General features: G+C 69.2%; 18 protein-coding genes. 5 read left to right on the top strand and 13 right to left on the bottom strand.

The annotated features are described in order from the left end of the window. Window positions 1-8 precede the first annotated feature (8 nt). Both ACIPVN_RS08525 and ACIPVN_RS08530 read right to left on the bottom strand, forming a co-directional pair. Complete coding sequence (locus tag ACIPVN_RS08525; RefSeq protein WP_400442039.1) at window positions 9-806, bottom strand: tryptophan-rich sensory protein; 798 nt, start codon at window positions 804-806, stop codon at window positions 9-11. A gap of 92 nt (window positions 807-898) precedes the next feature. Next, a complete protein-coding gene (locus tag ACIPVN_RS08530; protein ID WP_400442041.1) occupies window positions 899-1,462 on the bottom strand; it encodes a TetR/AcrR family transcriptional regulator in 564 nt (187 codons plus the stop codon). Window positions 1,463-1,556: 94 nt separating this feature from the next. On the opposite strand from ACIPVN_RS08530, the gene ACIPVN_RS08535 reads away from it, so the two are divergent. After that, window positions 1,557-2,399, top strand: a complete 843-nt coding sequence (locus ACIPVN_RS08535) for an alpha/beta fold hydrolase (protein ID WP_400442043.1) — start codon at window positions 1,557-1,559, stop codon at window positions 2,397-2,399. A gap of 107 nt (window positions 2,400-2,506) precedes the next feature. Here ACIPVN_RS08535 and ACIPVN_RS08540 read toward each other — a convergent pair whose 3' ends face one another. From ACIPVN_RS08540 to ACIPVN_RS08585, 10 genes are all read right to left on the bottom strand, one after another. After that, window positions 2,507-3,466: a siderophore-interacting protein gene (locus ACIPVN_RS08540; RefSeq protein ID WP_400442045.1), complete on the bottom strand. Its 960-nt coding sequence runs from the start codon at window positions 3,464-3,466 to the stop codon at window positions 2,507-2,509. After that, the gene (locus ACIPVN_RS08545; protein WP_400442046.1) at window positions 3,456-4,256 is read right to left on the bottom strand and encodes an ABC transporter ATP-binding protein; all 801 of its coding nucleotides are present in this window, start codon (window positions 4,254-4,256) and stop codon (window positions 3,456-3,458) included. The genes ACIPVN_RS08540 and ACIPVN_RS08545 overlap by 11 nt, the downstream gene beginning before the upstream one ends. Next, a complete protein-coding gene (locus tag ACIPVN_RS08550) occupies window positions 4,253-5,263 on the bottom strand; it encodes a FecCD family ABC transporter permease (protein ID WP_400443337.1) in 1,011 nt (336 codons plus the stop codon). Before ACIPVN_RS08550 ends, ACIPVN_RS08545 begins: the two co-directional genes overlap by 4 nt. A gap of 104 nt (window positions 5,264-5,367) precedes the next feature. Next, window positions 5,368-6,411, bottom strand: a complete 1,044-nt coding sequence (locus ACIPVN_RS08555) for a FecCD family ABC transporter permease (RefSeq protein ID WP_400442048.1) — start codon at window positions 6,409-6,411, stop codon at window positions 5,368-5,370. 33 nt (window positions 6,412-6,444) lie between these two features. After that, a complete protein-coding gene (locus tag ACIPVN_RS08560; RefSeq protein ID WP_400442050.1) occupies window positions 6,445-7,473 on the bottom strand; it encodes an iron-siderophore ABC transporter substrate-binding protein in 1,029 nt (342 codons plus the stop codon). A 219-nt stretch (window positions 7,474-7,692) separates the two neighbouring features. Further along, a complete protein-coding gene (locus tag ACIPVN_RS08565; protein WP_042538190.1) occupies window positions 7,693-7,896 on the bottom strand; it encodes a cold-shock protein in 204 nt (67 codons plus the stop codon). A gap of 233 nt (window positions 7,897-8,129) precedes the next feature. Further along, window positions 8,130-11,036: a helix-turn-helix transcriptional regulator gene (locus ACIPVN_RS08570; protein WP_400442052.1), complete on the bottom strand. Its 2,907-nt coding sequence runs from the start codon at window positions 11,034-11,036 to the stop codon at window positions 8,130-8,132. Window positions 11,037-11,125: 89 nt separating this feature from the next. Next, the gene (locus tag ACIPVN_RS08575) at window positions 11,126-11,404 is read right to left on the bottom strand and encodes a hypothetical protein (RefSeq protein WP_400442054.1); all 279 of its coding nucleotides are present in this window, start codon (window positions 11,402-11,404) and stop codon (window positions 11,126-11,128) included. A gap of 175 nt (window positions 11,405-11,579) precedes the next feature. Beyond that, entirely contained in the window at window positions 11,580-12,035 is a 456-nt protein-coding gene (locus ACIPVN_RS08580; protein ID WP_400442056.1) for an SRPBCC family protein, read from the bottom strand. 103 nt (window positions 12,036-12,138) lie between these two features. Then, entirely contained in the window at window positions 12,139-13,194 is a 1,056-nt protein-coding gene (locus tag ACIPVN_RS08585; protein ID WP_400442058.1) for a DUF998 domain-containing protein, read from the bottom strand. Window positions 13,195-13,305: 111 nt separating this feature from the next. Here ACIPVN_RS08585 and ACIPVN_RS08590 point away from each other — a divergent pair, with 111 nt between their 5' ends. Next, on the top strand, window positions 13,306-14,343 hold the full coding sequence (locus tag ACIPVN_RS08590; RefSeq protein WP_400442060.1) for an aromatic acid exporter family protein: 1,038 nt from the start codon (window positions 13,306-13,308) through the stop codon (window positions 14,341-14,343). A 52-nt stretch (window positions 14,344-14,395) separates the two neighbouring features. Further along, a complete protein-coding gene (locus ACIPVN_RS08595) occupies window positions 14,396-15,064 on the top strand; it encodes a DNA alkylation repair protein (RefSeq protein WP_400442062.1) in 669 nt (222 codons plus the stop codon). A 1-nt stretch (window position 15,065) separates the two neighbouring features. Here ACIPVN_RS08595 and putP read toward each other — a convergent pair whose 3' ends face one another. Further along, on the bottom strand, window positions 15,066-16,550 hold the full coding sequence (putP, locus tag ACIPVN_RS08600; RefSeq protein ID WP_400442064.1) for a sodium/proline symporter PutP: 1,485 nt from the start codon (window positions 16,548-16,550) through the stop codon (window positions 15,066-15,068). 129 nt (window positions 16,551-16,679) lie between these two features. Here putP and deoD point away from each other — a divergent pair, with 129 nt between their 5' ends. Next, a complete protein-coding gene (gene deoD, locus ACIPVN_RS08605) occupies window positions 16,680-17,393 on the top strand; it encodes a purine-nucleoside phosphorylase (protein WP_400442066.1) in 714 nt (237 codons plus the stop codon). A gap of 40 nt (window positions 17,394-17,433) precedes the next feature. Then, entirely contained in the window at window positions 17,434-19,935 is a 2,502-nt protein-coding gene (locus tag ACIPVN_RS08610) for a DEAD/DEAH box helicase (protein ID WP_400442068.1), read from the top strand. The last annotated feature ends 2 nt before the right edge of the window (window positions 19,936-19,937 follow it).

The raw sequence follows: 19,937 nt of genomic DNA on the forward strand, positions 1-19,937 counted from the left end.
GTGATGTCTCAGCGAGCCGCCCGCCCTCGCACGACTCCGATCACGCCCGCCAACACGAGCACGACGGCGACCACCAGTGCGGCGATGCCCGTCGGCACGCTCTCCGGGGCGTCGGTGAAGCGTCCGACGGCGAGCCAGACGAGACCCCATGCCGTCGCGAGCGCGGGGGCGATGCGTCCGGTCACGAAAGCCGCGGCGACACCGATGACCGCCACGACGACGAGCACGGCCACGGCCCAGATGTCGGCCTGCTCGGCCCAGCTCTCGGGCGCCATCTGCGTGAACCACGCGGCGGTGTTGGCGACGGTCGCGATCGTCACCCAGCCGAAGTGCAGACCGTTCGCCCCGTCGGTGAGGATGCGGTCGGCGAGGTTCTTCGCGGGGAACCGCCCGAGCAGCACGATGATGCGGGCGAGCGTCGCGAGCAGCAGCGCGATCACCAGCACCGTCAGCCACAGCGTCAGGAAGCGCGCGGTCACCAACCAGAGACCGTTCAGCACCATCGAGAGGGCGATCCATCCGCCGACGGCCTGCTGCCGAGCATCCGTCCGCTGGGCCGGCAGGGCCTGCCAGACGGTGTACGCGAGCAGGCCGAGGTAGATCAGCGACCAGATCGAGAACGCGGGGCCGGCCGGAGCGAGGTACGAGCCCTGCGCCGAGAGCGCGCCGTCCTGCAGGTCATCGACGGATGCTCCGCCGAATGCGCCGGCGCCGACGGCGGCAGCGATCAGCATGAACGCGGCCGCTGCGATGATGAGGCTCTGGCGGGCGATGCCCGTCGTCGGGGTCTTCGTCTGCGTCTCCATGCGGGGCACGCTACCTACCTCGCCACTGCTGCGCAGGACCCTTGACTCTCGCCTGGCAATTGTCTAGCCTGGCTAGCGAATGGGCGTGGAGATCAGCGAGCGACCGCCGCGTCGATCAGCACCTCGGCAGCGCTGCGCGCCTGCACCGCGACAGCCGCGTCGCCCGAGATCGCGGCCGTGCTCTGAGCGCCCTCCGCGAGGATCGACAGTTGCGCGGCGAGGAGCGGCGAGGCCCCGGTGCCCGCGACGAGCGACGTCATGTACTCCTGGAACGAGGCCTTGTGCGCGCGCACGATCTCGGCGACCTCGGGGTTGGTGCCGCCGAGCTCTCCGAAGGCGTTGATGAATGCGCAGCCGCGGAAGTCGTCGGTGCAGAACCAGTTCTCGAGGTATCCGTAGACGGCGAGCAGCCGCGTGCGCGCGTCGCCACCGGCATCCGCCACCGCGGCTGTCAGGCCGGATTCCCACTCGCCGTGCTTGCGCGCGAGCACGGCCGCGACGATGTCGTTCTTCGCGGGGAAGAGGCCGTAGAGGCGGCGCAGCGACACGCCGGCGGACTGGCGCAGCTCATCCATGCCGACGGCAGCGTATCCCCTGCGGTAGTAGAGCTCCTCGGCGGCGGAGAGGATGCGTTCGCGTGCCTCGTCGTCGGTCATGTCAGAAGTCTACTTGACATGAGAACGATCGTTCTCTAGATTGATCACATCAAGCGAGAACGATCGTTCTCGCGGCACCGAAAGGATCAGGATCATGGGTTACATCACCGTCGGAAACGAGAACAGCGCCCCGATCGAGCTCTACTACGAAGACCAGGGATCGGGCCAGCCCGTCGTCCTGATCCACGGCTACCCGCTCGACGGCCACAGCTGGGAGCGCCAGACCCGCGAACTCCTCGCCCAGGGCTACCGCGTCATCACCTACGACCGCCGCGGCTTCGGCGGATCGTCGAAGGTGAACGTCGGCTACGACTACGACACCTTCGCCGCCGACCTCAACGCCGTGCTCGAGACGCTCGACCTGCGCGATGTCGTGCTCGTCGGCTTCTCGATGGGCACCGGAGAGCTCGCCCGGTACGTCAGCCGCTACGGCGCCGACCGCGTCTCCAAGCTCGCCTTCCTCGCCTCGCTCGAGCCGTTCCTCGTTCAGCGCGACGACAACCCCGAGGGCGTGCCGCAGGACGTCTTCGACGGCATCGAGGCCGCAGCCAAGGGCGACCGCTTCGCCTGGTTCACGCAGTTCTACAACGACTTCTACAACCTCGACGAGAACCTCGGATCGCGCATCAGCCAGGAGGCCGTCACCGGCAGCTGGAACGTCGCGATCGGCAGCGCCCCCGTCGCCGCCTACGCCGTCGTCTCGTCGTGGATCGAGGACTTCCGCGCCGACGTCGAGGCCGTCGCCGCCGCCGCGAAGCCCACGCTGATCCTGCACGGCACGAAGGACAACATCCTCCCGATCGACGCCACCGCCCGCCGCTTCCACCAGGCGGTTCCCGCGGCCGAGTACGTCGAGGTCGAGGGCGCCCCGCACGGCCTGCTCTGGACCCACGCCGACGAGGTCAACGCAGCGCTGAAGGACTTCCTCGCGAAGTAAGGCCGGCTCGCCGGCATCCGCTGCGGGATCGATATGTCACGCCTCAGAGGCATTTGACGTGACATATCGATCCCGCACCGTGCGTGACGGGCGGCCTACCGGAATACTCAGCCGCGCATGGCGACGCCGCGACGCCAGTAGCCCATGAAGGCGACCTGCCCGCGGTCGATGCCGAGGTCCTTCACAAGATGGCGGCGGAGGGTCGTGACCACACCGCTCTCGCCTGCGATCCAGAAGTAACGGTCGCCGGGGGCATCGGATGCCGCGATCTCCTCGCCGAGACCCGAATACGCCGGCGTCTCCCACAGCAGGTCGTCGCTCTCGATGTCCTTGACGGCGATCTCGTCCGAGGCATCCGCGTCTCCGAGGTGCGCGAGCACCGCCGGGATGACTCTGAGCCCGTGCGCCTGGTCGGCGTCGCGCGCCAGCCACCGCACGTCGACCCCGGCGGGGGCGTCGATCGTGAGCTCGTCGGCGGCCGACGGCACCTCGATGAACGCCGTGCCGCGCAGATCGCGCGGAGCGTCTTCGAGGATGCGCGCGATCGCGGGGGCCGCCGTCTCATCTCCCACCAGCACGACCGACGGCGCATCGCCGGGCCGGTATTCGGTGCCGCCCGCGACCACGCCGCGACGCGGTCCGATGATGATGAGCTCCTGGCCGGTCTCGGCCGCGCTCGCCCAGCGCGACGCGGGACCGGTGAGACCGGGCGCGAGATGCAGCACGAAATCTATGTCGACCTCGGTGCCGCCCGAGGCGGGGTCCACCCGCAGATCCCGGATCGAATACGTGCGCATGGTGCCGCGCTCGTTCTCGGGCACGGCGAGGAACGACGCCCACCAGTCGGGGGTGTCGCGTTCGAGCGGCGGAAGGATGCCGGATGCCGGCGGGAAGATCAGCTTGATGCGGGCGTCGAACACCCCGCCCGGGGTCCCGAAGTCGTCGAGGTCGGCGCCGCCGAAGGTCACCCGCACGAAGTTGGGCGAGACGCGTTCGACCCGGCGCACCTCGGCACGGGCGAGGATGTACGCCGGCTTCTCGGTGGTCGTGGTGGTCTCAGCGGACATGGTGCCTCCCGATGGGTGTGACCATCGGCTTGCCGGAGACCGGGTCGATGGTGATCTGATTGGGGAGGCCGAAGACCTCCTCGACGAGCTCGGCGGTGACGACGTCGGCCGGGGCGCCGATGGCATGCACGCGCCCCTCCTTCATCGCGACGAGCTCGTCGGCGTAGCGTGCGGCGAGATTCAGGTCGTGCAGCACCATCACGATCGTGGTGCCGCGGGCGACGCTGAGGTCGGTGAGCAGGTCGAGCACCTCGACCTGGTGGGCGACGTCGAGGAACGTGGTCGGCTCGTCGAGCAGCAGGATGTCGGTCTCCTGCGCGAGCGCCATCGCGATCCACACGCGCTGACGCTGGCCACCCGACAGTTCGTCGACGCTGCGGTCGGCGAGCTCGGTCACCCCGGTGGCATCGAGCGCGTCGGCGACGACCTCGTAGTCGTGGGCGCTCCAGCGCGCGAGCGTCTTCTGGTGCGGATGCCGCCCGCGGCCCACGAGGTCGGCGACGGCGATCCCCTCGGGGGCGACCGGCGACTGCGGAAGCAACCCGAGGATGCGGGCGACCTCCTTGGTGGGCCGCGCGTGCACGGACTTTCCGTCGAGCACGATCTGTCCGGCCGCCGGCGAGAGCAGGCGCGCCAGCGAGCGCAGCAGCGTCGACTTGCCGCATCCGTTCGCGCCGACGATCGTCGTGATCTTGCCGGGCGCGACCGTGAGGTCGAGGCCGTCGATGATGGTGCGGTCGCCGTAGGAGAGGGTGACCCCTTCGGCCGACAGGCTGTGCGAGACGGTCACAGCGATCCTCCCGAGCGGTTGGTGCGGATGAGCAGGTAGATCAGGTACGGGGCGCCGAGCACACCGGTGACGACGCCGACGGGGTAGCGGGTGCCGAGCAGGAACTGTGCGATCAGGTCGCTGCCGAGCACGAGCACCGCGCCGACGAAGGCGCTGGGCACGAGCAGGTTGGCTCCGGGGCCGGTGATGCGCGCCGCGATCGGTCCGGCCATGAACGCCACGAACGCGATCGGGCCGGTCGCTGCGGTCGCGAAGGCGAGCAGGGTCACGGCGCCGAGGATGAACAGCAGCCGGGTGAGGTTCACGCGGATGCCGAGGCCGGAGGCCGAGTCGTCGCCGAGCTGCAGGGCGCCCAGCGCCCTGCCCTGCGACAGCATCAGCGGCATGATGACGGCCGCGGCGATCGCCATCGGCAGCACTCGCTCCCACGAGGCGTTGTTGAGACTGCCGGTGAGCCACTGCATCGCGGCCTGGATGTCCCAGTTGGCGGCGCGCGACAGCATGTACGAGATGAGGCTCTGCAGCATGGCGGCGACGCCGATGCCGATCAGGATGAGCCGCGTGCCGGCGAAGCCGCCCTTCATCGACAGAAGGTAGATCGCGAGCGCGGTGAGCACGGCACCGGCCAGCGCGAAGACCGAGACCACGGGCCCGTTGAGCGACAACACGATGATGCCGAACACGGCCGCCGCGCCCGCGCCCGCCGAGATGCCGATGATGTCGGGCGAGGCGAGCGGGTTGCGCAGCAGGGTCTGGAAGCTCACACCCGCGATGCCGAAACCGAAGCCGGTGAGGATCGCCAGCACCGCGCGCGGCAGACGCAGGTCGCCGACCGTGAACGAGGCTCCGGGAACGGTCTCGCCGAAGATCACGCGGATGACCTCGACGGGCGTGTAGAAGGTGTTGCCGACCATGAGCGCGACGGCGAACAGCACGAAGACGAGGATGCCGAGCACGATCGTCGCGGTCGCGTGGCGGCGGTGGCGCGCACGGCGCCCGGCGACGATCGCGGCGACGCGGGCGGATGCCGTCTGCTCCGGGCGGTCGAGCGTATGGTCGGGGACGCCGGCGGGGCCGGTGCCTCCGGCGGGGTTCGTGCGGTCGGTCGTGGTCACAGCTCACGCACCTTCTGACGGCGGACGATCCAGATGAAGAACGGGGCGCCGATGATCGCGGTGATGATGCCGACCTGGATCTCTTCGGACGACGGCGAGATCACACGGCCGACGATGTCGCTCGCGGTCAGCAGCGCGGCGCCGGCGACCGCCGAGAACGGCAGCAGCCAGCGGTGATCGGTGCCGATCAGCATGCGGCAGACGTGGGGGATGACGAGGCCGACGAACCCGATCGGTCCGGCGATGGCCGTCGCGGCCCCGGCGAGGATGACCGCGCCCAGGGCCGACAGCATCCGGGTGCGGAAGACGTGCTCGCCCAGGCCCTTGGCCATGTCGTCGCCCAGCGCGAGCGAGTTCATGCCCCGCGAGCTGGCGAAACAGATGAGCGCCCCCACGAGGAGCACCGGGGCGGTGAGGGCGATGCGGGGCCACTCGGCGCCGCCGACGCCACCGACCTGCCACGACTGGAACGTCTGCAGCAGATCGACGCGCGGCAGCATGATGGCGCTGATGAGCGAGGCGAACGCGGCCGAGGTGGCGGCGCCCGCCAGTGCGAGTTTGAGGGGGGTCGCGCCGCCGCGTCCGAGCGACCCGACGGTGTAGACGAAAGTCGCCGCGACGGCGGCGCCGACGATCGCGAACACCATCTGCCCGTACGGGTTGGCCAGCCCGAAGAAGGCGAGGCCGATGACCACGGCGAGCGACGCGCCGTTCGAGACGCCCAGGATTCCCGGGTCGGCGATCGGGTTGCGGGTGACGGCCTGCATCGTGGCGCCCGAGAGGGCGAGCGCGGCGCCGACGAGCAGAGCGAGCACCGTACGCGGGATGCGCTTCACGATCGCGGCCTGTTCGATCGTGTCGCTGTGGCCGCTGAACGCCGCGGCGATGTCGTCGAACGACACCGCGCGCACGCCGAACGACACCGACAGGATGCTGAGGACGAGCAGGAGCGCGACTCCGGCGAGAAGCCAGAGCGTGCGCACCAGCACCGGGCGCCGCAGGTCTGCGGCGCCCGGTGCGATGGTGGTCGTAGCGGTCACTGAGAGGTCACTCCGCGCGAGCGGACCGATCGATTACTGAGCGAGCGGTGCGGCCAGCAGGGCGAGGTAGTCGCTGAGACCCCACGGGATCGACAGCGGCGAGGGGTTGGCGGATGCCGCGATCGGGGTAGCATCCGGGAGGATCGCGATGCGCCCCTCGGCGATGGCCGGGATCTTCGACAGCAGCGGGTCGGCCTGCAGGGTCGCGATGAGCGACTCGTCGCCGTAGGTCGCGATCACATCGACGTCGTCGAACTTCGCCGCATCCTCGGCGCTCACCGACAGGTAGAACTCCTGGGAGTCGGCCGAGTCCTCGACGATCGACGGGAACGGCAGGCCAAGATCGTCGTGCAGGTAACCGGGGCGCGTGTCGACGGCCGTGTAGTAACCGATCTGGCTCAGGTCGGTCGGGTCGAAGAACGCGAAGAGCACCTTCTTGTCCTTGAGGACGCTGTTCTCTTCGAGCGCTGCCTCGGCGTCGGCGTGGAGGTCTTCGATGAGGGCCTCGCCCTCCTCCTCGAGGCCGAGGGCCTTCGAGTTCATCTCGATCATCTCGTCGACCGGAGTGCCCCAGGCGATCTCGGGGTAGGCGACGACCGGCGCGATCTTGGAGAGGGTGTCGTACTCCTCTTGCGTCAGGCCGGAGTACGAGGCGAGGATGACGTCGGGGTTCGTGTCGGCGACGGCTTCGTAGTCGATGCCGTCGGCCTCGTCGAAGAGCACCGGCTCCTCGCCGCCCAGCTCGTCGAGCTTCTCCTCGACCCAGGGCAGAATGCCGTTGTCGTCGTCGTCGCCCCAGCTGGCCTTGCTGAAGCCGACCGGCACGATGCCGAGGGCGAGCGGCACTTCGTGGTTCGCCCACGCCACGGTCGCGACGCGCTCGGGCTTGGTCTCGATGGTGGTCTCACCGTAGACGTGCTCGATCGTGACGGGGAAGGCGTCGTCGGCGGCCGGGTTGGCGCCGCCATCCGAACCGCTCTCGGAGGCGGACGTCGCACAGGCCGTGAGGCTCAGCGCGAGTGCCGCGGCGGCACCGACGGCGAGGAGACGAGAAGTGCGCACAGCAGATCCCTTCGGGTTGAGGAGGGGTGAGGCGCAGAGTCGCGCCGGTTTGGTAAGGCTGACCTAATGTAACCCGAAGTAAGGCGAACCTCAATTCGAACGGTCGCTTCGTTACCCGTATTCCGGTGACCCTCACCCGTCGGCTGCGCACCCTCGCCCGAAACGAAGAAGCCGGCCGGCTCCCGAAGGAGCCGACCGGCTTCGTACGATCACGAGGGATCAGAGGGCGCGGATGTTCGCAGCCTGCATGCCCTTGGGGCCGCGCTCGGCGTCGAATTCGACCTTCTGGTTCTCGCGCAGCTCCTTGAAGCCGCTTCCGGTGATCGCCGAGTAGTGGGCGAACAGGTCGTCGGTGCCGTCATCGGGAGCGATGAAGCCGAAGCCCTTTTCCGCGTTGAACCATTTCACAGTGCCAGTGGCCATGTGTTTTCTTCTTTCTTTTTTGATGTGGCCGCTGTTGTACACGGCCGCAGCACCGCATCGGAGCATCCGATGGGTACAGGGTGACGCTCTCCGGAGGGAGGCGTGAGCTGAGAGTTTTTCGGAATCCGTGCCGAACCGATCGGCGCAGAAGTCGGATCCGTGTAGAGGGCCGCACACGTCTCGTGGAGATTCGCGGGCCGGTGATGAACGTTCCCCCGGAAGGAGGAGCAAGGTCACCGTATCACGCCCACTCGGGAGTTCACCTGGGCGGGCGTGCGCGCGCCCAGGGCGACGGCCGCTTCGGTGCGCGTGCTGACGCCGAGCTTGCGCAGCACGGCCGAGACGTGCACGCTCACCGTCTTGACACTGATGAAGAGCTGCTCGCCGATCTGGCGGTTGCTCAGGCCCTCGGCCAGGAGGTCGAGCACCTGCCGTTCGCGGGCGGTGAGGGCGTCGGGACCGGAAGCGGATGCCCTCGACGGCGCGTCTCCGTTCACCGCATCGAGCGAGAGCCCCGCCGCGTGCGCGAACGTCGTGACCGTCGTCGTGAGGCGGGCGTGGCCGAGCGTCTGCGCGATCGCCGCGGCTTCGGCCAGCAGCGTCGCCACCGCCACGCGGTCAGCCGCGCGCAGCAGCAGTCGGGCTCGCTCGAGACGGGTGATCACGCGGAACACCACGGGCACGTCGTCTCCCTCGGCCAGGTCGATCGCCCGCTGCAGCGCAGGGTCGGACGGCGAGAGCAGCGCCGCGACGATCGGCGACCACGAGTCGGCGAGCAGTTGGGTGGGCTGTGCCGCCCAGGCGTCCGCCACCCGTTCCGTCACCGCGGCGGTGTCGTCGCCTCCGGCGCGCAGCTCGGCGATGATCGCCGCCGCCTGCAGCAGCAGCCGCCTCTGGTGCAGCAGCACGGGCCCGTCGTCGTCGAGCATCGCGACGATCTCGGCGAGCGCACCGTCGAGATCTCCCGCGCTCTCGGCCACGGCGACGGTCATCGTGATGAGGTCGTACCAGATCTGCCGCTCGGTCTGCCCGGTCTCGAGAAAGGCCGGGCGCCACTCGCGCAGCATGTCGGCGGCCTCGATCGACCGCCCGCGCCAGGCGAGAGCGCGCACCCGCGTCATGCTCGAGTACATGCGGAAGACCCGCAGCGCTCCCTGCCGATGATCGCGCGACATCATCTCGTCGACCCGCTCGATCTCGCCGCGCTCGAACAGCGCGACCGACATGTTCTGCATCATGATCGAGCCCGAGCTGCGACCGACGCCGAGCGATCGCGCGAGGGCGAGGCCCTCTTCGGCGATGAGCACGGCCTCGCCGTAACGACCGAGCAGGGTGAGGGCGTCGGAATAGTTGACGCGGTAGCGCAGGTCGGCGTTGGAACTGAGGGCGAGGTCGCGCGCGCGATCGAATTCCACGATGCTGCTCGCGAGGTCACCCAGGTGCGCGAGTGAGACGCCGTGCACGTTCGCGGCGATCGACATCTGATCGCGGTCACCCGCCCGGCTCGCGATCTGCTCGGCCTCGTCGGCGACGCGGAGCGCGTCGTGCAGTCGCCCGGCGACCATGTAGCGGCTGGCGAGCTGGTTGAGAACGGTGGCGTGCAGGGCATCGTCGCCGACCCGCGCCGCCAGGTCGAGTGCCTGCTCGGTGAGCGGGATCGCCCCGGAGCGGCCGAGGTTGGCGAGGTACTGGGCCCTGTCGCGCAGCAGGCGGGCATGGAGCCGCGGCGCGACCGTCGCGGGGTCGATCTCATCGAGCGCCGCGCTGATCACGGCGAGCGCGCGCTCACCGTCGCCGGCGTTGCGGAGCACCGACCCGAGCGTTTGCAGCAGATCGACGTGCGAGAGGCCGGCGACCGCCGCGGCGTCGGGCACACTCGGCCAGATCTCGAGCGCGAGCTCGCCGAAGCGCGCGGCGGCGGCGAACGCGAAGCGCCCCTTCGCGTCGCGCATCGCGTCGATCGAGGCGACGAGAGCCCGCGGTTCGTCCTGCGCGAGGTGCCAGTGGTGCGCGAGCGACGCCGTGTCGACCCCGTCGGTGCCGTCGCGCTGCGCCTCGAGCGCCTCGGCGTAGGCCCGGTGCAGACGAGACCGCTCACCGGGCAGGAGGTCGTCGTGCACGGCCTCGCGCAGCAGCGCATGCCGGAACCGGTAGAGGTCGGAATCGATCACCAGGATGCCGCCGCGCGCCGCCTCGCGGATCGCCTCGTCGAGCCGGTCTTCGGGCAGCCCCGCCAGCGTCGACAGCAGCGGGTGCGAGAGGGGGCGCTCGGCTCCCGAAGCGACCTGAACAACCCGCTGCGCGTCGTCGCCGAGGCGGTCGAAACGGGTGAGGAGCACATCGCGCAGACCGTCGGGCAGCGGGCCCGCCGTGGAGTCGGCGATCTCTTCGACGAAGAACGGCACCCCCTCGGCACGCTCCTGCATGCGGGCGAGAGCACCGTCGGAGACCGAGCGGCCGGTGAGCTGCTCGGCCAGGGCGCGCACGGCGTCGCCGTCGAGCCGCGGAAGGGTGACGCGCTCGATCAGACGGGAGCGCGTCGCCTCGACGATGAACCGGCTCACGGCGTCACCCCGACGCACATCGTCGCTGCGGCAACTGAGCAGCAGGAGTACCCGGCCCCGCGCGAGAGTGCGCAGCAGGAAGGAGAGGAGCGCGAGCGTAGACTCGTCGGCCCAGTGCAGGTCTTCGATCACGAGCACCTGCGGGGCCGCCTCGGCCGCGGTCTCGATGAGCGTGGCGATCGCGTCGCGCAGGCGGTCGGGGCTGGTGCGTGCCCGGTCGGCCGGTTCGTCGACGAGCTCGGGCAGCAGCATGCCGAGCGCCTCGGCGCCGACGCCGACGGCCTCGCGCACGCGCTCGGCGCCCAGATGCCCCACGATCGAGCGCAGGATCGCCGTGAGGGGCCCGTAGGCGGTGCGGGCCGCGCCGAGATCGAGGCACCAGCCCACGTGCACGTCGGCGCGCGCCGAGACCTCGGTCGCGAACTCGCGCAGCAGCCGTGACTTGCCGATGCCCGCCTCGCCGTCGATCAGCACACCGACCGGGACGCCCTCGGCCGCACCGTCGAAGAGCCGGCGCACGAGGCCGATCTCGGCGTCGCGCCCGACCATCGCAGGACTCGGCGCGAAGGAGGACATGCCTTCATCGTGCCACTCCCCTCCGACATCCGCCGGGCTCGCCCGATCGCCGGCATGGGCTCGGTCTCGGCGCAGCGCGACGACCGGGTTCACCGGGCCGCGACCGGCTCGCTCGGCGCACCGGCGGCGCGGCTGCGTGCCGGGGCGGCATCCGTCACCGGCCCCTGCGGCGCGCGCGCCCCGCGGCGATCACCCGGCACAGGGAGTGCGCTCGCCCGCCGCGCCAGCATCCGCCCGATCACGCCCATCGGACGCGGCACGATCTGGTCGGCGTGCTCGCGGACCGACCGCCGCCGCTCGATCTCCTGCGCGAGCCGCTGCTGCTCGAATGCGGTGACCACCTGGTGGGAATAGGTCTGCTCGTACATGACGCCTCCTCGTTGTCGTATCCCTAGACAACGCTCTGAGGCACCCTCCCGGCATCGGGCGGATTCCCTATCTTCGGCCGACGCACCCCCTCACACGCGAGCCACCCCCTCCTGCGCGAGGCGGAAGGGGGTGGCTGGACTGCAGGGGGTGGCTCGGCGATCGAGCTCGCGCCGGTTACGCGTCGACGTCGCCCCGCCATTCGCCGGTCTCGGCGCCGCGCGTCTCGATGAACTCCTTGAAGTTCTCGAGGTCCTTCTTCACGGCGTGCGACCCCGCACCCACGAGAGAGCCGACCTTCTCGACGAAGCCCTCGGGCTCCCAGTCGATCTGAACGGTGACCCGCGTCTGGATGTCGGAGAGCTTGTGGAAGGTCACGACACCCGCGTGCTCGGTGTCGCCGCCGATGCTGTTCCACGCGACGCGCTCGTCGGGGTGCTGCTCGGTGATCTCGGCGTCGAACTCGCGCTCGACACCGCCGACCTTGACCTTCCAGCGGTTGTGGGTGTCGTCGATCTGCGTGATCGACTCGACCTCCGACAGGAACTGCGGGAAGCTCTCGAACTGCGTCCACTGGTTGTAGGCGGTGGTGACGGGGACGTCCACGTCGATGGTCTCGATGATCTGCGCCATGGTGATTCCTCCTTGTAAGTCGGAGTCCTATTCAGCACGGCATCGCCGATCGAGACGACGGGGTTGACAGCACCCGTTCGAAGGCGGATGCTCGGCGCCCGGGTCAGGCGTGCAGGAGGTACGCACGCCCCGACGCACGCGGCACGTCGGGAGAGAGGATCGCGAGCACACGCACGAGGGTCGTCATCCAGAGCAGCCCGAGGCCGACCGCCATCGCCTCGAGGGCGGTCATCGTGATGAGTCCGAACACCGCGAACAGCACGAACGCGACGATCACCAGTGCACCCACCCCGATCGTGGTGATGCTCAGCGCGCGCGGCGCCCCGGGCACGACGACCGCAGTCACGGTCATCGATGCCGCGAAGAACAAGAGCGTGATGGGCGCCACGATGTTGTGCGCGTCGGGGAAGCGGTGCAGCGGCAGCAGCCCCACCCCGGCGAGCGCGAACCCGGTGACGATCCACAGCCCCGACGTGACCGCGATCCGCCCGAGCGCCGGGTCGCCGAGGATCCGGTGCAGGTCGCGGCCGATGTACGCGCCGACCGTACCGACCAGCGCACCGGCGACGACCAGGGTGCCGTTGAACGCCCAGGCGTCGTCGCCCATGCCGAGCTGCGAGAAGTTGATCTCCCACCATCGGGGGTCTGCGGCGGTGACCATCGCGAAGAGGGTGCCGATCACCAGATAGCCGAACAGGATGCTCGACAGGTCGGCCGTGCGCAGCCCGATGCCCGCGGCGAAGGCGAAGCGTCCGCCGACCGCCGCGGCGAATCCGGTGACGAGGGCGCCACCGACGAGGGTCAGTTCGAGACCCTGCAGCCCGATCGCCAGCACCTGGGTGCCGAGGAGCACGCCCATGCCCGCGACACCGGCGAAGGCGACGGTGAGGGCGATCGCCGAGATATCGGTGATGATGCGCTGCCAGCGCGGCATGGGCGCGGTCTCGTTCCGGCGATGCCGGAGCGTGCTCACGACGAACGCGCCACCGGCGATGACTCCGGCGGCGGAGGCGGCGGGAAGCGCCAGGGAGCCGCTGCCGATGAGCATCCGCGGCTCGGGCCCCAGCAGCAGGAAGCCGGCAGCGGTACCGAGCACGAAGCAGACGACCGTGGCCCAGACCGCGACGGTTTCACCGCGCAGCCGTTGTCCCTGGTCCATGGGTACATCGAACCACTAACTGGTTACGCCGGTATATCAGCAATCTTCGAAACCATCCACCCCTTCCCGATCAGCAGATGCGGGAGCGGCGCGCGGGTCTACCGTGGACTCATGCGCATTCCCGCCGCGATCCGCGCCAGCCAGCGATCCCCGCTGCTGCAGGTCGTGAAGTCCGCGGCGGCGACCATCGCGGCCTGGCTCATCGCCGGGTGGGTCTTCCCCTCGCAGCTTCCCGTGTTCGCTGCGATCGCCGCCCTCCTCGTCGTGCAGCCGAGCGTCAACCAGTCGCTCTCGAAGGCCCTCGAACGCAGCATCGGCGTGATCGCGGGCGTCGTGATCGCGATGGGCCTGGGGCTGCTCCTCGGCTCGCCGAGTTGGATCGTGCTGCTCGCGATCGTCGTCGCGATGCTCGTGGCCTGGATCTTCCGAGCGTCCCCCGGCACCGGCAACCAGGTCGCGATCTCGGCCATGCTCGTGCTCGCCCTGGGCTCGTCGAGCCCCGAGTACGCGTTCGCCCGCATCATCGAGACTCTCATCGGCGTCGCGATCGGCATCGTGGTGAACGCCCTGATCGTGCCGCCCGTGCTCGTGGCCCCCGCTCGTCACCACCTCGGCCTGCTCGGAGCCGAACTCGCGGCGAGCCTCGACCGACTGGCCGACGCCCTCCCGAACCCGCAGCCCCCGGCACGGATGCAGGAGCTGATGCTCGAGGCCCGCCTGCTGCGCCCGATGAAGGATGCCGCGGATGCCGCCATCGCCGCGGGAGAGGAATCGCTCACCCTCAATCCCCGCAGATCCACGCACCGTGCTGACCTGCGCGAGATGCGCGCGCTGCTCGAGCGGCTGTCGCCGATCGTCACGCAGGTGATCGGCATGACCCGCGCCTACGCCGACCACTACGACGACTCGATCGGCGAGGAACCCGCAGTGATCGCGATCGCCGAGCAGCTGCGGCGCGCCGGGCACGACGTGCGCCTCGCCGTACAGATCGCCGACGTCGCCCCCGAACCCGAGACGCTGACCTCGGCCATCCCCGCCCTCACCGCTCCGCTCGTGATCCGGCCGCCGTCGAGCCAGCACTGGATCCTCATCGGATCACTCATGGAGGACCTCCGTCGCATCCGCGGCGAGCTCCTCGACGAGGACTGATCCGCCGGCATCCGCACGTCGCAATGTGGGCGAGGCGGCCTACTCTGGTCCCATGAGCGATGTGACCCTCGACCAGGCGCTCGCCGAGCTCGCCGCCCTGGAGGATCCGAAGATGCGCGCGGCCAACGAGAAGCGCGGCGACGACCACGGCATCCACCTCAGCCGCCTGCGCGCGTTGGCGAAGACCGTCAAGGTCGACCAGCCGCTCGCGCAGGAGCTGTGGGCAACCGGCGAGACGCCCGCCCGCCTGCTCGCCCTCCTCGTCTGCCGCCCGAAGGACTTCACCGCCGACGAGCTCGACGCCATGCTGCGCGAAACCGATGCGCCGAAGGTCAACGACTGGTTCGTGAACTACGTCGCCAAGAAGACCCCGCTCGCCGAAGAGATGCGCCTGCGCTGGTTCGACGACGCCGATCCGACGGTCGCCGCGGCGGCCTGGTCGCTCACGTCGGTGCGGGTCGTCACAGACCCCGACGGCCTCGACCTCGACCATCTGCTCGACCTGATCGAGGCGCACATGAAGGATGCCCCGGCACGGCCGCAGTGGGCGATGAACGAGACGCTCGCGCAGATCGGCATCCATCATCCGCACCTGCGCGAGCGGGCCCTCGCGATCGGCGACCGCCTGCAGGTCCTCGCCGACTACCCGACGGCTCCCGGCTGCACCTCGCCCTTCGCCCCGATCTGGATCGGCGAGATGGTGAGGCGGGCGGGGGGCTGACCTACTTCGCCGCCACCATCGCCCCGGCCTCGGCGAACTCCTCGTCGATCTCGGGGTTCGAGCGATACGTGAGCAGACTCACCACCACAGCGGCGATCAGCGCGAAGACGAACGCCGGAAGCAACTCGTAGAGCCCCGTGTTCAACGGTTTCCAGAGGAACACGGTCGCCGCGCCGACGACCATGCCGGCGAGCGCACCCCAGTTCGTGAGCCGTCGCCAGAAGAGGCTGAGCAGGATGATGGGGCCGAATGCCGCCCCGAAGCCGGCCCAGGCGAACGAGACGAGGCCGAGGATCGTGTCGTTCGGCGTGAGTGCGAGCACGGCCGCGATGACGGTCACACCCAGCACCCCTATCCGTCCCAGCCGCACCAGTGTCTTGCTCGACGGAGGGGTCTTGCGGAAGACCTTGTAGATGTCTTCGACCAGAGCCGACGAGCTCACGATCAGCTGACTCGAGACGGTGCTCATGATGGCCGCGAGCACGGCCGCGAGCACGAGACCGGCGACGAACGGATGCAGCAGGGTCTGCGACATGAGCAGGACGACGGTCTCGGGGTTGGCGAGATCGATCCCGCGCTGAGCGATGAACGCGATGCCGACCAGGCCGGAGAACACGGCGCCTCCGAGCGAGAGCACCATCCACGAGATGCCGATGCGACGGGCGCTCTTGGCCTCCTGCGGCGAGCGCAGCGCCATGAACCGCACGATGATGTGCGGCTGGCCGAAGTAGCCGAGGCCCCAGGCCAGTGCCGAGACGATCGCCAACACGGTGCCGCCGGTGAGGGCGGTGCCCGACAACAGCGAGAGGTGGTCGGGGGCGGCCTCGGCGATGAGCGCGCCGGTCTCGCCGAAACCGCCGATCGCCACGATGGCCGCGACCGGCACCACGATCAAAGCGATGACCATCATCAGTCCCTGGACGACGTCGGTCAGAGAGGCGCCGAGGAAGCCGCCGAACAGCGTGTAGGCGAGGGTGACTCCGGTGACCAGGAGCATGCCTACCAGGTAGTCGCCCTGGAAGGAGCTCTCGAAGAACACACCTCCGGCCACCATTCCCGACGAGATGTAGAGCGTGAAGAACACGAGGATGACGACGCCGGAGATGATGCGCAGCAGGCGGGTGCCATCGCGGAGTCGGTTCTCGAAGAAGCTCGGCACGGTGATCGAATTGCGCGAGACCTCGGTGTAGGCGCGGAGGCGCGGGGCGACGAGCAGCCAGTTCAGGTATGCGCCGATCGTGAGTCCGACGGCGATCCACGCTTCGATGAGTCCCGAGACGTAGATCGCGCCGGGCAGACCCATCACGAGCCACCCCGACATGTCGGATGCTCCGGCGCTGAGAGCCGCGACCCACGGCGGCAGGTTGCGACCGCCGAGCATGTAGTCCTCGTGGTCAGAGGTGCGGCGGAACGCGAACCACCCGATGAGCAGCATCCCGGCGAAGTACAGCGCGAGGGCGGCGAACGTGAAGATCTGGTCTGGCATGGTCTTCCTTTCGGCGGCGTCGTATGCCGCATCGCGGCGCGGCATCGTCGCCGCGTCGCGGTCCGATGATGTCAAACGAGGACGCGATACGCCAGATCTGCAAACAAAGAGCATCGGTACATTGGAATGATGAGCACCCACATCGCGGCGGAGCCCGGCCGGATCGCCCCCATCGTCCTCTTCCCCGGCGACCCGCTGCGAGCGAAGTGGATCGCCGAGACGTTCCTCGACGACGCCGAGCTGTACTCCGAGACCCGCGGGATGCTCGGCTTCACCGGCACCTGGCAGGGCCACCGCGTCTCGGTGCAGGGTTCGGGCATGGGCCAGCCCTCGATGGCGATCTACGCGAACGAACTGTTCCAGGACTACGACGTGCAGACGATCGTGCGCGTGGGCTCGTGCGGTGCGCTGACCGAGAAGCTGAAGGTGCGCGACATCATCATCGCGAACGCCGCGAGCACCGACTCCGGCATCAACCGGGTGCGCTTCCACGGGCTCGACTACGCCCCCGTCGCCGACTTCTCTCTGCTGCGCGCAGCGGTCGAGGCGAGCGAGACGGAGGATCTCGACTCGGCCGTGCACGTGGGGCAGCTTTTCTCGAGCGACCAGTTCTACAGCACGCGCCCCGAGCTCACCGACCCGTTCGTGAAGCACGGCATCCTCGGCGTCGAGATGGAGGCCGCGGGCCTCTACACGCTCGCGGCGTTCCACGGCCGCCGCGCACTCGCGATCTGCACCGTCTCCGACCACATCGTCACCGGCGAGGAGACCACGGCGCAGGAGCGCGAGCAGACCTTCGGCGACATGATCCGCATCGCGCTGCGCGCCGCGACCTCGGTCTGAGGCATCCGCCGCCCCAGACGGATGGGATGATCGAAGCACCATGGCATCCCTCCTCGACCCGGCCACCCTTCCCGACGGATCCGATGCGGATGCCGTCTACACGGCGTTCGTCGAGTGGGCCGAGTCGACCGGCCTCACGCTCTACCTCGCGCAGGACGAGGCGATCATCGAGATCGTGTCGGGCAACAATCTGATCCTGTCGACCCCCACCGGCACCGGAAAGTCGCTCGTCGCGATCGGCGCTCACTTCGCCGCCCTGCTCGACGGACGCCGCAGCTACTACACCGCACCGATCAAAGCCCTGGTGAGCGAAAAGTTCTTCGCACTCGTCGAAGTGTTCGGCGCCGAGAACGTCGGCATGGTCACCGGTGACTCGTCGGTCAACACGGATGCCCCGATCATCTGCTGCACGGCCGAGATCCTCGCGAACCTGTCGCTACGCCAGGGGACGGATGCCGAGGTCGGCCAGGTCGTGATGGACGAGTTCCACTTCTACGGCGACCCCGATCGTGGGTGGGCGTGGCAGGTGCCGCTGCTCGAACTGCCGCAGGCGCAGTTCATCCTGATGTCGGCCACGCTCGGCGACGTGACCGAACTCGCGTCCGACCTGACTCGCCGCACGGGCCGCGACACGGCCACGGTGACCGGTGTCGAGCGCCCGGTTCCCCTGCACTTCTTCTACGAGCAGACCCCGATCCACGAGACGATCGAGGAACTGCTGAACACCCACCAGGCGCCGGTCTACATCGTGCACTTCTCGCAGGCTGCGGCGATGGAGAGGGCGCAGGCGCTGTCGAGCACGAAGGTCGCGACGCGCGAGCAGCGCGACGCGATCGCTGATCTGATCGGCGCGTTCCGGTTCACGACGGCGTTCGGCAAGACGCTCTCGCGCTTCCTGCGGGCGGGGATCGGCGTGCACCACGCCGGCATGCTGCCGAAGTACCGGCGCCTCGTCGAGCAGCTCGCGCAGCGCGGTCTGCTGCGCGTGATCTGCGGCACCGACACGCTCGGCGTCGGCATCAACGTGCCGATCCGCACGGTGCTGCTCACCGCACTGACGAAGTTCGACGGCACGAGGATGCGACAGCTCAACGCCCGCGAGTTCCATCAGATCGCCGGCCGTGCGGGTCGTGCGGGGTACGACACCGCCGGAACCGTGGTCGCGCAGGCACCCGAGCACGAGAGCGAGAACCTCGCCGCCATCCGCAAGGCCGGTGACGACCCGAAGAAGAAGCGCAAGATCATCCGCAAGAAGGCACCCGACGGCTTCGTGTCGTGGGGCGAGCCCTCGTTCCGCAAGCTCATCGACGCGACGCCCGAGACGCTCACCTCGCACATGCAGATCACCAGCGCCATGATGCTCAACGTCATCGGACGCGGGGGCGACGTGTTCGGCAATATGCGCGCGCTGGTATACGACAACCACGAGCCGCGCGCACGCCAGCGCGAACTCGCCCTGCGTGCGATCGGCATCTACCGCACACTGCTCGAATCGGGCGTGGTGGAGCAGACGGATGACGAGGATATCCGGCTCACGGTCGACCTGCAGCCGAACTTCGCCCTCAACCAGCCCCTGTCGCCATTTGCCCTCGCGGCATTCGAGCTCGTGGGCGAGGAGTCGCCCAGCTACGCCCTCGACATGATCTCGATCGTCGAGGCCACGCTCGACGATCCGCGCGCGGTGCTGAGCCAGCAGGAGTTCCAGGCCCGCGGCGAGGCGGTCGCGGCGATGAAGTCCGAGGGCATCGAGTACGACGAGCGCATGGAGCTGCTCGAGCAGGTCACCTATCCGAAGCCGCTCGAGGAGCTGTTGACCGCCGCGTTCGAGACGTTCAGCGCCGCGCAGCCGTGGATCCGCGACTTCGAGCTGCACCCCAAGTCGGTCGTGCGCGACATGTACGAGCGGGCCATGTCGTTCGGGGAATACGTCGCCTTCTACAAGATCGCTCGCTCGGAGGGAGTGGTGCTGCGCTACCTGTCGGATGCCTATCGCGCCGCATCCCAGACCATCCCCGAAGAGCTCAAGACCGAGGATCTGCGCGATCTGATCGAGTGGCTCGGCGAGCTCGTGCGCCAGGTCGACTCGAGCCTGCTCGACGAGTGGGAGGAGTTGCGGGCCGGAACCGACAACGGGCGCGTCGATTCGCCGGACGAGATCGTGCCGCCGGCACCGAAGCGTCTGACGAGCAATGTGCGGGCGTTCCGCACCCTCGTTCGCAACGAGCTGTTCCGCCGGGTGCAACTCGCCGCGCGCGAAGACGTCGACGCCCTAGCCGAGCTCGATCCCGCCTTCGGAGCGGATGCGTGGAACGACGCCCTCGACGACTACTTCGCCGAGCACGACGAGATCCTCACCGGGGCGGATGCCCGCAGCTCCGCGCTGCTCATCCTGACCCCCGGCGAGACGGCGTGGACGGTGCGCCAGATCTTCGATGATCCCGCCGGCGACCATGACTGGGGCATCTCGGCGACCGTCGACCTCGCGGCATCCGACGAGGCCGGGGAAGCGGTCGTGACGATCACGGCGGTCGACCGGCTCTAGCC

Source organism: Microbacterium sp. NPDC090003 (genome assembly GCF_044748385.1).
Taxonomy (GTDB): domain Bacteria; phylum Actinomycetota; class Actinomycetes; order Actinomycetales; family Microbacteriaceae; genus Microbacterium.